This window comes from Desulfofundulus salinus (assembly GCF_003627965.1).
Lineage (GTDB): Bacteria > Bacillota > Desulfotomaculia > Desulfotomaculales > Desulfovirgulaceae > Desulfofundulus > Desulfofundulus salinus.
The window spans coordinates 122,884-136,057 of the sequence record NZ_RBWE01000001.1; the positions used below are offsets into that span (position 1 = coordinate 122,884).

18 protein-coding genes are annotated in these 13,174 nt (G+C 58.8%); 16 read left to right on the forward strand and 2 right to left on the reverse strand.

The window, feature by feature from the left end; translation table 11 throughout:
• Positions 1-9: 9 nt before the first annotated feature.
• Entirely contained in the window at positions 10-894 is an 885-nt protein-coding gene (locus D7024_RS00635) for a metal ABC transporter permease (protein WP_121450094.1), read from the forward strand.
• Between the two features lie 139 nt (positions 895-1,033).
• On the opposite strand, the gene D7024_RS00640 is transcribed toward D7024_RS00635, so the two are convergent.
• Positions 1,034-1,735: an ABC transporter permease gene (locus D7024_RS00640; RefSeq protein ID WP_243113636.1), complete on the reverse strand. Its 702-nt coding sequence runs from the start codon at positions 1,733-1,735 to the stop codon at positions 1,034-1,036.
• Positions 1,732-2,703: an ABC transporter ATP-binding protein gene (locus D7024_RS00645; RefSeq protein WP_341466929.1), complete on the reverse strand. Its 972-nt coding sequence runs from the start codon at positions 2,701-2,703 to the stop codon at positions 1,732-1,734. Before D7024_RS00645 ends, D7024_RS00640 begins: the two co-directional genes overlap by 4 nt.
• A gap of 195 nt (positions 2,704-2,898) precedes the next feature.
• On the opposite strand from D7024_RS00645, the gene D7024_RS00650 reads away from it, so the two are divergent.
• The 15 genes from D7024_RS00650 to D7024_RS00720 all read left to right on the forward strand — a co-directional run bounded on the left by D7024_RS00650 (position 2,899) and on the right by D7024_RS00720 (position 13,161).
• Positions 2,899-3,990: an L-threonylcarbamoyladenylate synthase gene (locus D7024_RS00650; protein WP_121450095.1), complete on the forward strand. Its 1,092-nt coding sequence runs from the start codon at positions 2,899-2,901 to the stop codon at positions 3,988-3,990.
• 88 nt (positions 3,991-4,078) lie between these two features.
• Complete coding sequence (locus D7024_RS00655; protein ID WP_121450096.1) at positions 4,079-4,612, forward strand: manganese efflux pump MntP; 534 nt, start codon at positions 4,079-4,081, stop codon at positions 4,610-4,612.
• 30 nt (positions 4,613-4,642) lie between these two features.
• On the forward strand, positions 4,643-5,191 hold the full coding sequence (locus D7024_RS00660; RefSeq protein WP_121450097.1) for a low molecular weight protein arginine phosphatase: 549 nt from the start codon (positions 4,643-4,645) through the stop codon (positions 5,189-5,191).
• Positions 5,192-5,270: 79 nt separating this feature from the next.
• Positions 5,271-5,732 carry a ribose 5-phosphate isomerase B gene (gene rpiB / locus D7024_RS00665; RefSeq protein WP_121450098.1) on the forward strand — a complete coding sequence of 154 codons (462 nt, stop codon included), beginning with the start codon at positions 5,271-5,273 and terminating at the stop codon, positions 5,730-5,732.
• 37 nt (positions 5,733-5,769) lie between these two features.
• Positions 5,770-7,011, forward strand: coding sequence for a serine hydroxymethyltransferase (gene glyA / locus D7024_RS00670; RefSeq protein WP_121450099.1), 1,242 nt, complete (start codon positions 5,770-5,772; stop codon positions 7,009-7,011).
• A gap of 64 nt (positions 7,012-7,075) precedes the next feature.
• Positions 7,076-7,519 (forward strand): deoxycytidylate deaminase, encoded by a 444-nt coding sequence (locus D7024_RS00675; RefSeq protein ID WP_121450100.1) that lies wholly within the window; start codon positions 7,076-7,078, stop codon positions 7,517-7,519.
• 122 nt (positions 7,520-7,641) lie between these two features.
• On the forward strand, positions 7,642-8,295 hold the full coding sequence (locus D7024_RS00680) for an HAD family hydrolase (RefSeq protein ID WP_121450101.1): 654 nt from the start codon (positions 7,642-7,644) through the stop codon (positions 8,293-8,295).
• Positions 8,286-8,894 carry a hypothetical protein gene (locus D7024_RS00685; RefSeq protein WP_121450102.1) on the forward strand — a complete coding sequence of 203 codons (609 nt, stop codon included), beginning with the start codon at positions 8,286-8,288 and terminating at the stop codon, positions 8,892-8,894. The genes D7024_RS00680 and D7024_RS00685 overlap by 10 nt, the downstream gene beginning before the upstream one ends.
• Before the next feature lie 97 nt (positions 8,895-8,991).
• The gene (wecB, locus tag D7024_RS00690; protein ID WP_121450103.1) at positions 8,992-10,137 is read left to right on the forward strand and encodes a non-hydrolyzing UDP-N-acetylglucosamine 2-epimerase; all 1,146 of its coding nucleotides are present in this window, start codon (positions 8,992-8,994) and stop codon (positions 10,135-10,137) included.
• Between the two features lie 156 nt (positions 10,138-10,293).
• Positions 10,294-10,524 (forward strand): AtpZ/AtpI family protein, encoded by a 231-nt coding sequence (locus tag D7024_RS00695; RefSeq protein WP_121450104.1) that lies wholly within the window; start codon positions 10,294-10,296, stop codon positions 10,522-10,524.
• Positions 10,525-10,530: 6 nt separating this feature from the next.
• Positions 10,531-10,962 carry an ATP synthase subunit I gene (locus tag D7024_RS00700; RefSeq protein ID WP_121450105.1) on the forward strand — a complete coding sequence of 144 codons (432 nt, stop codon included), beginning with the start codon at positions 10,531-10,533 and terminating at the stop codon, positions 10,960-10,962.
• Positions 10,963-10,979: 17 nt separating this feature from the next.
• Complete coding sequence (gene atpB / locus D7024_RS00705; RefSeq protein WP_121450106.1) at positions 10,980-11,720, forward strand: F0F1 ATP synthase subunit A; 741 nt, start codon at positions 10,980-10,982, stop codon at positions 11,718-11,720.
• Between the two features lie 71 nt (positions 11,721-11,791).
• The gene (gene atpE / locus D7024_RS00710; RefSeq protein ID WP_013824414.1) at positions 11,792-12,028 is read left to right on the forward strand and encodes a F0F1 ATP synthase subunit C; all 237 of its coding nucleotides are present in this window, start codon (positions 11,792-11,794) and stop codon (positions 12,026-12,028) included.
• A 102-nt stretch (positions 12,029-12,130) separates the two neighbouring features.
• Positions 12,131-12,625 carry a F0F1 ATP synthase subunit B gene (gene atpF, locus D7024_RS00715; protein ID WP_121450107.1) on the forward strand — a complete coding sequence of 165 codons (495 nt, stop codon included), beginning with the start codon at positions 12,131-12,133 and terminating at the stop codon, positions 12,623-12,625.
• Complete coding sequence (locus D7024_RS00720; RefSeq protein WP_121450108.1) at positions 12,619-13,161, forward strand: F0F1 ATP synthase subunit delta; 543 nt, start codon at positions 12,619-12,621, stop codon at positions 13,159-13,161. Before atpF ends, D7024_RS00720 begins: the two co-directional genes overlap by 7 nt.
• Positions 13,162-13,174: the final 13 nt, after the last annotated feature.

A 13,174-nucleotide genomic window follows, 5' to 3' on the forward strand; every position in this document is an offset into this window, starting at 1 on the left:
GGATTCATTATGGGGGAAATTTTCTCATACGATTTTATGGTCCGGGCGCTACTGGCTGGTTTGGTGGTGGGCATCCTCTGCCCGGCGGCAGGCGTGTTTCTGGTCATGCGCCGGTACGCCTTTATGGCCGACACCCTGGCTCACGTATCCCTGGCCGGGGTGGCGCTGGGCATGATCCTGGGCATTTCCCCGTCCCTGACCACTCTGGCCGTGGCCCTGGCGGCCGCCCTGGGTATCGAACGCCTGCGGGCCGCCGGACGGTTGCACGGGGAGGCCGTCCTGGCCCTGATGATGAGCAGCGGCCTGGCCCTGGCCGTGGTCCTGATCAGCCTGGCACGGGGCTTTAACGTGGACATTATGGGCTACCTTTTCGGCAGCATTCTGACCGTAGGTCCCGGGGATTTACTCCTTATCATGGTGGTAGGGGCGGTAGTGCTGGGGTTACTGGCCTTTTTCTATAAAGAGTTGTTTTTTATCTCCTTTGACGGGGAATGCGCCCGGGTGGCCGGTTTGCCGGTGGACCGCCTGAATGTGCTCTTCATCCTGCTGGTGGCCCTGACCGTATCCGTAGCCGCCAGGGTGGTGGGGATTTTGCTGGTCAGCGCCCTGATGGTCATACCGGTGCTTACCGCCCAGCTGCTTTCCGGCAGTTTCCGGCGCCTTTTCTGGCTTTCCCTGGTCCTGGGTGTAACGGTTTGCTTCTGGGGCCTGGTCCTTTCCTACCACCTGGGCACGGCACCCGGCGGTTCCATTGTACTGCTGGCGGCAGCGTTTTTCGTCCTGGTCCAGGGCGGCACGGCCGTCTGGCGTGCCCGGCAGCGCCGCCGCCTGCTCACTGGATCGGAAGAAAAACTCCCCCTGGTGAAGCTGGGGGAGCGTACGTCCGGACCATGAATTCATGATTGTGTTTTCAGGCGATGGATGTTTTTCACTTCCGCCTCCATGCGGGAGAAAGGGCGGAGAACTATTTAATCACCAGCCGGCGCATCAGGTAGAGGGGCAGGGGAAACAGCACGGCGGTTAATGTCACCAGTCAGATGAAATCCCAGATTAAGCCGCTATGTACCTGGCCCAGCACCAGGCCGCGTGCCAGGTTGACCACGTGGTAAAGGGGGCTGGCCCAGGCCAGCGTTTGTATTATCCGGGGCAGGCCGCTCAAGGGGAAAAAGACGCCGGAAAAGAGAAAAAGGGGCGTCATGATCAGGGAGAAGAAGTAGTTGAAATTTTCCATGTTGGGCACCAGCCCCGTCCAGATCATGGAAAGAACGGCAAATAAAAGCCCCGCCACGGCCAGCACCGGGGGCACCAGCAGCGCCCAGGGCGAGGCCACCAGGCCCAGGGCCAGGATGACCACCAGGATCACCGAGCCGTAGAGGACACTTTTAAAAGTGCCGTACAGTATTTCGGCCACAATTACATCGTCTATGCTCACCGGGGTGGCCACCATGGCGTGAAAGGTTTTCTGGTATTCCATGCGCACAAAGGTGCCGTAGGTGCACTCGTAACTGGTGGCGAACATGGCCGAGGAGGCCACCAGGCCGGGGGCCAGGTAATGCAGGTAAGGCAGCCCTTCCATGGGTTTTACGTAGGCGCCCAGCCCCAGTCCCAGCGCCGCAATGTACAGGAGGGGTTCAAAGAAGTTAAATGAAAGGTTTGTTTTCCAGTTGCGGCTGAACACGATCAGGTGGCGGCGCAGCACCTGCCATACCAGGGGGGAAGTGTCAATCGACCTCAAGAATGCAACCCCCTTCCGGTGAGCTTTAAAAACACGTCCTCCAGGGTGGCGGGGCGCAGCAACAGGTGGGAAAAACGCACGGGCATGGACTGCAAAACCTTTAGCAGCGCCTGGCCGTTATCCCGGGGGAAAAGGAATAGGTTATCCCCCACCGCCAGGTGGTCCCGGAGCAGTTGTTTAGTCCGGCCCACAACCATTTTTATCGTATCATCGCAGTTGACCGCTGGCTGGAACTGTTCGGCGTACTCCATCCGGCCCAGGCCCACCTCCACCACTTCCCGCCCAATGTGTTTGGCCACCAGCCCGCCGGGATCCCCTTCCTCCAGGATTTCCCCTTTGTCCATGATTACCAGGCGGTCGCAGAGCTGGCTGGCCTCCTCCAGGTAATGGGTGGTCAGCAGCAGGGTCACCCCCCGCTCTTTCAGGCGGCGCAGGCGCTGCCAGACCAGGTGGCGCGCCTGGGGGTCGAGCCCGGTGGTGGGTTCGTCCAGGATCACCAGGTCGGGGTTATTGATCAGCGCCCGGGCGATGGTGAGGCGGCGTTTCATTCCCCCGGACAGGCGGTCCACCCGGTCTTGAGCCCGGTCGGCCAGGTCGAAAAACTCCAGCAGTTCCATGGCACGGGCGCGGGCAGTGGACGCCGGGATGCGGAAATAATTGGCGTAGACCAGCAGGTTTTGCATCACCTTTAAATCCGGGTCCAGGTTGTTTTCCTGGGGCACCACTCCCAGGCGGCTTTTTATTTCCCGGGACTTTTTTTGTACATCCATGCCCAGGACGGTGAGCCTCCCGGATGTAACGGGGGACAGGCAGTAGATCATGTTCACGGTAGTGGTTTTCCCCGCCCCGTTGGGGCCGAGAAAGCCGAAGCATTCCCGGGGCCGCACGCGAAAGTCGATGCCGCGTACGGCCACTTTACCGTTATATTCCTTGGTTAGTTTTTCAGCAACTATAACATCCATATCCATAAAACTTGAATGTCTCCCCTGCTGAATCAATCTTAACAATCCGGTCCGTTTCCTCCTCCGTATCTATTGTATTACAAAACAACTTTCCCATCCATTGGTTTTCCGTCTGTAAGGGTTGTATCTTTTGGGCGCCATTTTGTGGTATACTTTTTGTGGTATACTAACCGGCAAAGTTTCCAAAACGAAGGTGTTACCATGGAGCGATCGAAGAATCCGGCGGGGCGGACGGCGTACTGGCGGGTGGATCCTGCCAGACCCGATCCCGGGATCATGGCCCGGGCCGGGTTAATTTTGCGTCAGGGTGGGCTCGTGGCCTTTCCCACCGAAACGGTTTACGGCCTGGGAGCCAATGCCCTGGATGCCCTTGCCGTAGCCCGCATCTTTGAAGCCAAGGGGCGTCCCCAGGACAACCCCTTGATTGTCCACGTGGCCGACCGGGAAACGGTAGGCCGGCTGGCCTGCCGGGTGCCTGCCAGTGCCGGCAAGCTGATGGACGCTTTCTGGCCGGGTCCCCTTACGCTGGTGCTGCCTGCGGCGGATACTATTCCCCGGCAGGTGACGGCAGGGCTGGACAGCGTGGGCATACGCATGCCCGCTCACCCCGTGGCCCTGGCCCTGATTGCGGCCGCCGGGGTGCCGGTGGCGGCGCCTAGCGCCAACCTTTCCGGCCGCCCCAGCCCCACCACCGCCGAGCACGTTCTACAAGACCTGAACGGCCGGATTGAAGTCATCCTGGACGGCGGTCCCGCGGGGGTGGGTCTTGAGTCAACGGTACTGGATCTTACCGGGGATGTGCCCGTGATTCTCCGTCCCGGGGGTATAACTCGCGAGGAACTGGAAAAGGTTATTGGTGAGGTGCGGGTAGACCCGGGCATTGATGGCGTGCCCGACCGTGGTTCTCCTGCCGGCGAATTTCGCCCCCGTTCGCCGGGGATGAAGTACCGGCATTACGCCCCCCGGGCCCCCCTGGTGCTGGTGGAGGGGGAGCCGGAACGGGTGGCGGCCCGGTTGAAGGGACTGGCCGAAAGCTACCTATCCCGGGGCTGGCGGGTAGGTATTCTGGCCACTGCGGAAACAGCGGGAGAATACAAAGAGGGCCAGGTCGTGGTGGCAGGCTGGCGAAAAGATCCTGCCACCATCGCTTCCAGGCTTTTTGGCGCTTTACGCCGGTTTGATGAACTGGGGGTGGACATCATCCTGGCCGAGGGTATAGAGCCCCGGGGCATGGGGCTGGCCGTGATGAACCGCCTGCGGCGGGCCGCGGACAACCGCATTGAGCGGGTGTGAGGCTCACCGGAGCGAGCGAGAGCCAAAACAGGCCAGGTTAGAAATGGGGATAACTCAGTGTAGAAGGAGTTTTCTGGAGGCAACAGCGGTGAGTATTCCAACCTTGCTTTTGCTGGCGGTGGCCCTGGGCACCGATGCCTTTTCCCTGTGCCTGGGCATTGGAATGACCGGAGTCAGACGCCTGCAAATATTGCTCATTACTTTGACCGTGCTTCTTTTCCACATTGCCATGCCCCTTTTGGGCTTTCAAGCAGGGGAACTGGTGGGGGGGTTTTTGGGCCGCGCGGCCACCATAGCGGGAGCAGTGCTGCTCCTTTACCTGGGCCTGCGCATGATCAGGGAAGCCTTTAGCCGGGAAGAGCCGCGCATTGTTTTGCTGAACAACTGGGGGTTGTTTCTTTTGGGGGCCAGCGTAAGCATGGATGCCTTGAGTGTAGGTTTTACCCTGGGTACCCTGCGGACGCAGCTGCTTTTTACCGTGCTTACCTTCGGGCTGGTGGCCGGTCTCATGACCTTTTCCGGGTTGGTGCTGGGCCGCTACCTGGGGCATATAGTGGGGGAACGTGCGCGGCTTTTGGGCGGGCTGATCCTGGTGGGTATCGGGGTTAAGCTGTTTTTGTGAGTGTTGATAGCATTACCGGGAGGCGTGATCATGACCAGGAAAATACTCTTTGTGTGCACCGGCAACACCTGCAGGAGCAGTATGGCGGAGGCTCTGGCCAGGGACATGGTGGCCAGGAAGGGTTTGCAGGGGGAGATTGAAGTTGTTTCCGCGGGGATAGCCGCCCTGCCCGGTAGCGAGGCATCGCCGCAGGCCGTGGCGGTGATGGAGGAAATGGGCCTGGATTTGCGATCCCACCGGGCCACCCTGCTTACCCGCCGGGATGTGGAAGAGGCCGACCTGGTGCTGACCATGACTAAAAGCCACAAACAACTGATCCAGGAACAGGCGCCGGATCTGGCAGAAAAAATTTTTACCCTGGCCGAATACGCCGGCAGGGGTGGTGATGTCCCCGATCCCTTCGGCGGACCGGTGGATGTTTACCGCCAGTGTGCCGGCGAGCTGCGTTATCTGATCTCCCTGGCCCTGGACAGGCTGGCTGCCGAAAAAGCCGGGCCGGCACAAGCAAGCCCGGACCCCGGGGCGGCCCCGCCTTCCGGCGATCAAAAGACAGAACCCGGGCAGCCGGGGCCTGCATAAATTGAAGCAGGAAAATAGCGTTTTTTGTAGAAAGAAACTGGTTGTATTTCTTTTTTGGAGATAGGGGTGAAGTTGGTCCGTGCGGATTGCCCTGGCCGCCGATCACGGTGGCTTTCGCTTAAAGGAAGAGGTTATTTCTTTTTTACGGGAGAACGGCATTTCCTTTCATGATTTCGGCACCTATTCGGAAGAAGCAGTAGATTACCCCGATTTTGCCCTCCTGGTGGCCGAGGCCGTACGCAGCGGGGAATACCAGCTGGGCATCCTTTGCTGTGGTACGGGGATTGGGGTGGCCATTGCGGCCAACAAGGTGCCCGGCATCCGGGCGGCCCTTTGTCACGATACCTTTTCCGCCCGGGCTTCCCGGGAGCACAACGACGCCAATATCCTGACCATGGGCCAGCGGGTAATCGGCCCCGGGCTGGCCCGGGAGATCGTCCGGGTGTGGCTGGCTTCTGAATTTGCCGGCGGGCGCCACGCCCGGCGGGTGGCCAAGATCGCCGAGATTGAAAAGAAATACGGCGGGTGTACTGACCGTTAGCCGCAAAAGCACGTCGTGGGGGAGGAAACTGTATAACATGGAAATGAACAGATCATTAGCTGCAGTGGATCCTGAAATTGCCCGGGCAATTGAGCTGGAGCTGGGCCGCCAGCGCGATACCCTGGAACTGATCGCTTCGGAAAATGCCGCCAGCCGGGCGGTAATGGAGGCCCAGGGTTCAGTGCTGACCAACAAGTACGCTGAGGGTTATCCCGGGCGGCGTTATTACGGCGGCTGCCAGTTCGTGGATATTGCGGAGGAACTGGCAATTAACCGGGCGAAGGAACTCTTTGGTGCCGAGCATGTCAATGTGCAGCCCCACTCCGGTGCCCAGGCCAATATGGCGGTTTATTTCGCCCTGCTGGAACCGGGGGATACCATCCTGGGCATGAACCTGGCCCACGGCGGTCACCTCACCCACGGCAGCCCCTTGAATATGTCCGGGAAATACTTTCGGGTAGCTTTTTACGGGGTGGAAAAGGATACAGGCCTGATCAACTACGAGAAGGTTTTTGCCGCCGCCTTTGAACATAAGCCGAAGATCATCGTGGCCGGGGCCAGCGCCTACCCCCGGGCCATTGACTTTTATAAGTTTAAGGAAATTGCCGGGGAAGTGGGGGCCTACCTGATGGTGGACATGGCCCACATTGCCGGACTGGTGGCCGCCGGGGAGCACATGAACCCGGTGCCCTACGCCGATGTGGTGACCACCACCACCCATAAAACTCTGCGCGGCCCCCGGGGGGGCATGATTTTGTGCCGGGCTAAATACGCCGCGGCCATTGACAAGGCGGTTTTCCCGGGCATCCAGGGGGGGCCCCTGATGCACGTCATTGCCGCCAAGGCCGTGGCCCTCAAAGAGGCGCAGCAGCCGGAATTTAAGGAGTACCAGCGGCAGATCGTCAAAAACGCCCGTGCCCTGGCCCGGGCTCTGATGGACCGGGGCTTTGAACTGGTCAGCGGCGGCACCGATAACCACCTGATGCTGGTGGATTTGCGCAACAAGGGAGTTACCGGCCGTGAGGCGGAAACCGTCCTGGATTCCGTCGGCGTGACGGTGAACAAAAATGCCATTCCCTATGACCCGCAGCCCCCGGCGGTGGCCAGCGGGATACGCATCGGCACGCCGGCGGTGACCACCCGCGGCCTGAAGGAAGCGGATATGGAGACGGTGGCCGAAATCATCCACCTGGCTTTGAGTTTCCGGAATGACCCGGACCGCCTGAATCGGGTGCGTGAAATGGTGGCCGGGCTGTGCCGCCGGTACCCGCTGTATTAGGCGGGGCACTAAGAGAACAAAGGACCGGCGCCCCGCCGTTCCTGGAGACCGGAGGTGAGCAGCCCTGGTTAAAAGGCCTTCATTCGATGAGATTTATATGGAAGTGGTTGACGTTATTGCCCGGCGCTCCACCTGCCTGCGCAAAAAGGTGGGGGCCGTCATTGTGGTGGACCGGCGGATTATTTCCCACGGCTACAACGGGGTGGTCAGCGGAGCGGAGCACTGTATTGATACCGGCCAATGCCTGAAGGATCTGGCCGGCCGGGAAGACTACAAGCCCTGCGTCCACGCCGAGCAAAACGCCATCTGCCTTTGCGCCAAGCGCGGCCTGGCCGTGGGCGGCGGCACCATGTACGTGAACGCCGACATCTGCCTGACCTGCGCCAAGCTGATTGTCTCCTGCGCCCTGTCCCGGGTGGTGGTGCGCCGGGATTACCGGGGCACCGATGAGGGCATAGAATTCCTGCGCCGCCACGGCGTACAGGTGGAACTGTGGGAAAAGCCCTGATCTTTTTAGAACTGTTGTTTGGTTAATAGAATGATGTTTTAAAAAAACAGGAGTGAACGTCCATCGCCAAACGAAAGGCAGCCCTTTTCGATATCGGAGCCACCCTGATCACCGGACCGGAAGTGTCTCCAACAAAACAAATTGCCCGGCTGCTGGGACTGCCCCCGGGGCAGGACCGGCTGGTGGGGGATGTAATTATGTGCCGGGAGTTTGCCGGCCCCCGGGAAGTTTGCGCCGCCCTGGCTGAGGTGACCTCCCTGGACCGGCAGCAAGAGGAGGCCCTCACGCGCCTCTGGGTTGACCAGGAGAAGGCCGCGGTGGAAATACCGGGCGCGGCCAGGGCGGTCATGCGGGCCCGGGAACTGGGCTTTGCCGTGGGCCTGGTCTCGGACATCTGGGTTCCCTACTACCGGGCCTTTTTAGGTGCCTGTCCGGATATCGCCGCTCTGGTGGACTACGCCGCTTTGAGTTTTCGCGTTGGCAGGAAAAAGCCGGCAGAAGAGCTCTATCGGGCCGCACTGGAGGCTCTGGGTGCCGACCCCCGGCGTTCCGTCATGATCGGGGATACCTATGAAAAGGATATCCTGCCGGCCATAAACATGGGGCTGGCCACCATCTGGGTCCTGTCCCGCCCCGAGCGGGAGTACCCGGCCATGGCCCGGGTGTTATGGGGTGAATGGCCCCGGCCGGACATCATTGTGCGGAATACAAGTCGGATTGCCCGGGCCCTCGACGAACTTGAGCAAAAGAGGAGAGGTACTTATTCATGGAAATAACCAAAGTGGTACGCCATACACCCGAGGAACTTGTGGACAAACTGCGCCGGGTTACCATGCTCACCGACCCGGACTGTTACATATACCGGGACGTCTTCATCTCCCTGGAAAAAATCCACACGAATTTTCTGGCCCCGGCTCAATCCTACGTCCTCACCGGTGAACTGCAAAAGGTGCGGGAGCTGAGGTGGGAACTGGCCCGCCACGACTGTGACCTCTTCCACCTCGAAGGGTATGTTACCCTTTACCTGGCCGGTTACGATGAGCCGGTGGACCTCCTGCCGCCTGTCATCGAGGAATCGGTGGAGGCCGACGGATCGGTATTCAACATCATCTGCGACGGCATGCACCGGGTCTACCTGGCCCGCCTGGAATGGACCGTTCCCCAGGTGATCTTTATCCGGGGGGTGCCGAAGGACAAGCCCTATTACGCCTATCCCCTGCCCGGGGGCTGGTCCCAGGTGGTTTTGCGGGAGGACCTGCCGCCGGGATTCATTAAAAAATGGCACCGCATTGCCGGGTATAAATCCCTGTACCGCAACTTTAATTCCGCCTTTTACAATGTGGGTGGCCCCCGGGGGCACTTCCGCAAAGGATGATGGGGATGGAATTTACTCCCTTATATTTCAAGGATAAGCTGCATATAGTTAATCCGCGGGGATTTGTCGTTTAATTACCAGTCCAAGGAGACAAACTATGCTCAAGGTTCTAACTGTTTTCGGCACCCGGCCGGAGGCCATCAAGATGGCCCCCCTCATCAAGGAGCTACAGCGCCACTCGAACCGGGTCCTCTGCCGGGTGGCCGTTACCGCCCAGCACCGGGAGATGCTGGATCAGGTGCTGCATCTTTTTCGGATTACTCCCGACCACGATCTGGATATCATGAGGCCCGGCCAGAGCCTCTTCGACATCACCCGCCGGGCGCTGGACGGCCTGGAGCAGGTCATAGCACAGGAAAGGCCGGACCTGGTGCTGGTGCACGGCGATACTACCACCACCTTTGTGGCCGCTTTAGCCTCCTTTTACTTTCAAATACCGGTGGGCCACGTGGAGGCAGGCCTGCGCACGGGGGACAAATATTCCCCCTTTCCCGAGGAAATAAACCGCCACCTCACGGCGGTGGTGGCCGACCTGCACTTTGCCCCCACCGCCACCGCCCGGGATAACCTGCTGCGGGAAGGGGTGGCCCCGGAAAAGATCTTTGTCACGGGAAATACCGTCATCGACGCACTGCTGGCCACCGTGGACCCAGATTACCGGTTCAGCAATGCTGGACTGGCCGGTATAGATTACCGGCGCCGGCGGGTGCTGCTGGTGACCACCCACCGCCGGGAGAACCTGGGCGAACCCATGCGGGAGATTTACCTGGCTTTGCGGGATATCGTTGCCCTTTATCCCGATGTGGAGATAGTCTTTCCCGTGCACATGAACCCGGCGGTACGCGGGGTAGTGCAGGAAGTGCTGGGGGAGCTGCCCCGGGTGCACCTTATCGAGCCCCTTTCTTACCAGCCCTTCGTCAACTTGATGAACCGTTGCTACCTGGTGCTCACCGACTCGGGCGGGTTGCAGGAAGAGGCCCCGGCCCTGGGCAAGCCCGTACTGGTGCTACGCAACACCACCGAACGTCCCGAAGCCATACGGGCCGGTACCGTACGCCTGGTGGGTACAACCCGGGAGGCGGTTTACAACGAAACCAGGCGCCTGCTGGAAGACGCAGCCCACTACCGGCAAATGGCCGAAGCAGTAAACCCCTATGGGGACGGCCGGGCTTCCCGGCGCATCAGCCAGGCCATTCTGTACCACTTCGGCCTGAGTGACGAACCGCCGGAGCCTTTTGAGTAAATGCAGGACCATTTCTTATGAAAAAAGTCTTCCGGCGGTGAAGGAATAAACGACTTTATGTAGAACAATAACTTTGTGACGGGTGTAACGCAGCCGACATTTTTTCTGACAAAAAGTGACAGGTTGTCGCACCCGCACCAGGAAAGGTGACCTACCATGGGCGAGCGCCGGGTGGGAGGCCGTGTCCTGGCGGCCCTGGCCCTTACCACCACCATCGGCATGGAAATGGCCATCATGGTTACCGCCGGGTTTTACACCGGCCGGTGGCTGGATTACCAGTTACATACCGGGCCCTGGCTGATGACGGCGGGCATCCTGCTGGGGACTGCCGCCGGCATCTGGGGGGTAGTCCAGACCGTGTCACGTTTTTTCAAAGACTGGGGGTAAAGCCCTGTGCCTTCCTTATCACCCGTTCCCGAACTGGATAACCAGTTAAAGCGCACAACCCGCATCACCGGAGCGTTGCTCGTTTTGGTGTTGCTGGCCATTGCGGCCAACCCGGGGGACTCCCTGGCGTGGGGCCTTTTTCTCGGCCTGGCCACCGGGCTGTACAATACCGTCTCCCTGGCCCTGCGGATCAAGCGCCTGGGCTCGCTGGACAGGAGCGGTGCCCGGAGCTACATGCGCCAGGGCTTAATCATGCGCCTGGTGCTGGTGGCAGCCGTGGTTTTGCTGGCCAGCCGGGTGGCAAATGTAAATGTGTACTGGCTGGGGGCGGGCCTTTTGGCCGTCCCCTGTATTACCGCTGTGGACGCGGCTGTTCACGCGGCGCGCCTGAGCCGCTCTGAGGGGGGAGTGTTTTCCAGGATAGAAGAAAAAATTTAAAAAGAAGGAGGTGATAACTGGTGAAAAGCCTGGAACAAATCCACGAGGAATTAAACGTGTGGGGTTTCCCCCACCATCCATGGGAATTTACCCTGGGCAACACCCATATTGTCCTGAATCCCAAGACACTGGTGATGACCTGGATCGTCATGTTACTGGTGATCCTCTTCACCGTGTCGGCCACCCGCAACATGAATATGAAACGGCCGGGTAAACTCCAGTTGATGGTGGAGGAGATCTTCCAGTTTTTGCGGGGCCTGGTTTACGAAAATATGGACCCCAAGAAGGGCGCAGGCCTGATGTCCCTGATCTTTACACTCTTCATCTTCCTTCTCTTCAGTAACCTCTGGGGCCTGGTTCCCACCATGATGTCGCCCACCGCAGACGTGAACACCACCGCCGGGATGGCCATAATGGTTTTCTTCCTTGTCCAATTCATGGGGATCCGCTACAAAGGGGCCGGGCATTTCAAGCACTTCCTGGAACCGTTTCCCTTCTTCCTGCCACTGACCATTGTTGAAGAACTGGCTAAACCGGTAACGCTGGCCTTCCGTCTATACGGGAACATATACGGCGGCGAGGTTCTCATTGCGGTTCTCCTGGGGCTTTTGGGACTGAACACCTTTATCTTTGGCGGGTTTATCCCTTCGGTAGTGTGGCTGGCCTTCAGTATCTTTGTAGGGTTTATCCAGGCCTTTATCTTTACCATGCTTACCATTGCCTACATTTCTCAGGTAGTTAAAGAACACGAACATTAAGTTTTTCCCATCTCTTAATAGAGATATGGTTTTAGCAAAATGGGAATTTTTGGAGAAAGGAGGGGAAAGTGATGGATGTGGGAGCTGCTGCTGCCCTCGGTACCTCTTTAGCCGTGGGTCTGGCCGCCCTGGGTGCCGGTATCGGCGACGGTCTGGTTACCGGTCGCACGGTGGAGGCGATGGCCCGCCAACCCGAATTAAGAGGTAACCTGCTGACCACAATGTTCATCTCTGTGGGTCTGATCGAGGCCCTGCCCATCATCGCGGTAGTTATTGCCTTCATGCTGTTTGGTAAAATCGGTGGTTAACGCAGGTAACGGTGGGTAAAAGGTGGCATAGCGGGTTTTGAATTACCTGCTATTGCCTCCCTTTTGTCCACGGCAACGGGTAGTAAGGAAGGAGGGGAACCGGTGGAAGCGCTGGGAATTAATCATACCCTGGTGGCCCAGATCATTAACTTTGTCATTTTGCTCATATTCCTTCGTTTAGTTGTCTACAAGCCCATCGTCAATATTCTGGAACAACGCCAGCAATATATAGCCAATAACGTGGCCGCCGCCGAAGAAGAGCGGAAACAGGCCGAGGCGCTACGCCAGCAATACCTGGCTGAGATGCAAAAAGCGAGGGAAGAGGCCCAGGCCATCATCCAGCAGGCCACCAAGGCCGGTGAAGAAAAGGCCCAGGAGATTGTTGAGGCAGCCAGGGCCGAGGCGCAACGGATCAAGGAGAGCGCCCTTGAGGAAATTGCCCGGGAGAAGGAGAAGGCGGTTGCAGAATTGCGCGACCAGGTGGCCTCACTGTCCATCCTGGTGGCTCAAAAGATCATCAACCAGACCATCACCCCCGAAATTCAACACAGCCTGGTCCAGGAATTCATTAAAGAAACGGGGGATCTGCCATGTTAAAGGGGGCCGTAGCGCAGCGTTATGCCCAGGCCCTTTATGACCTGGCGGAAGCGCAAGGCCTGGTGGATCAGGTAGAGCAGGAGCTAAGGGCGGTAGATCAGGTCATAGCCGATTCCCGTGAATTCCAAAAGGTGCTCTATCATCCCCGCATTACTGCACAGGAAAAGAAAGATGTGCTGAAAAATATCTTCTCCGGCAAAATTTCCCCCGTTACCGAGAATTTTCTCTTTTTACTGGTAGACAGGCACCGGGAAGCCTTCTTAAGTGATATTGTGGCCCATTATTCCAGCCTGGCCGACCGGGCCCGCAATATCGTGAAAGCTGAAGTAGCCAGTGCCATCGAACTTACTAAAGAAGAAAAGAAAAAACTGGGGGAAGTTTTGAACAAAATTACCCGCAAGAAAGTGCAGACCGCATACAGCGTGGACCCCGCGCTAATTGGCGGGGTGGTGGTGCGCATTGGCGACCGGGTTATCGACGGCAGCCTGCGTACCCGTCTGGCAACCTTAAGAGAGCACCTCAGGCAAATAAGTTAATGCGATAGGGGTG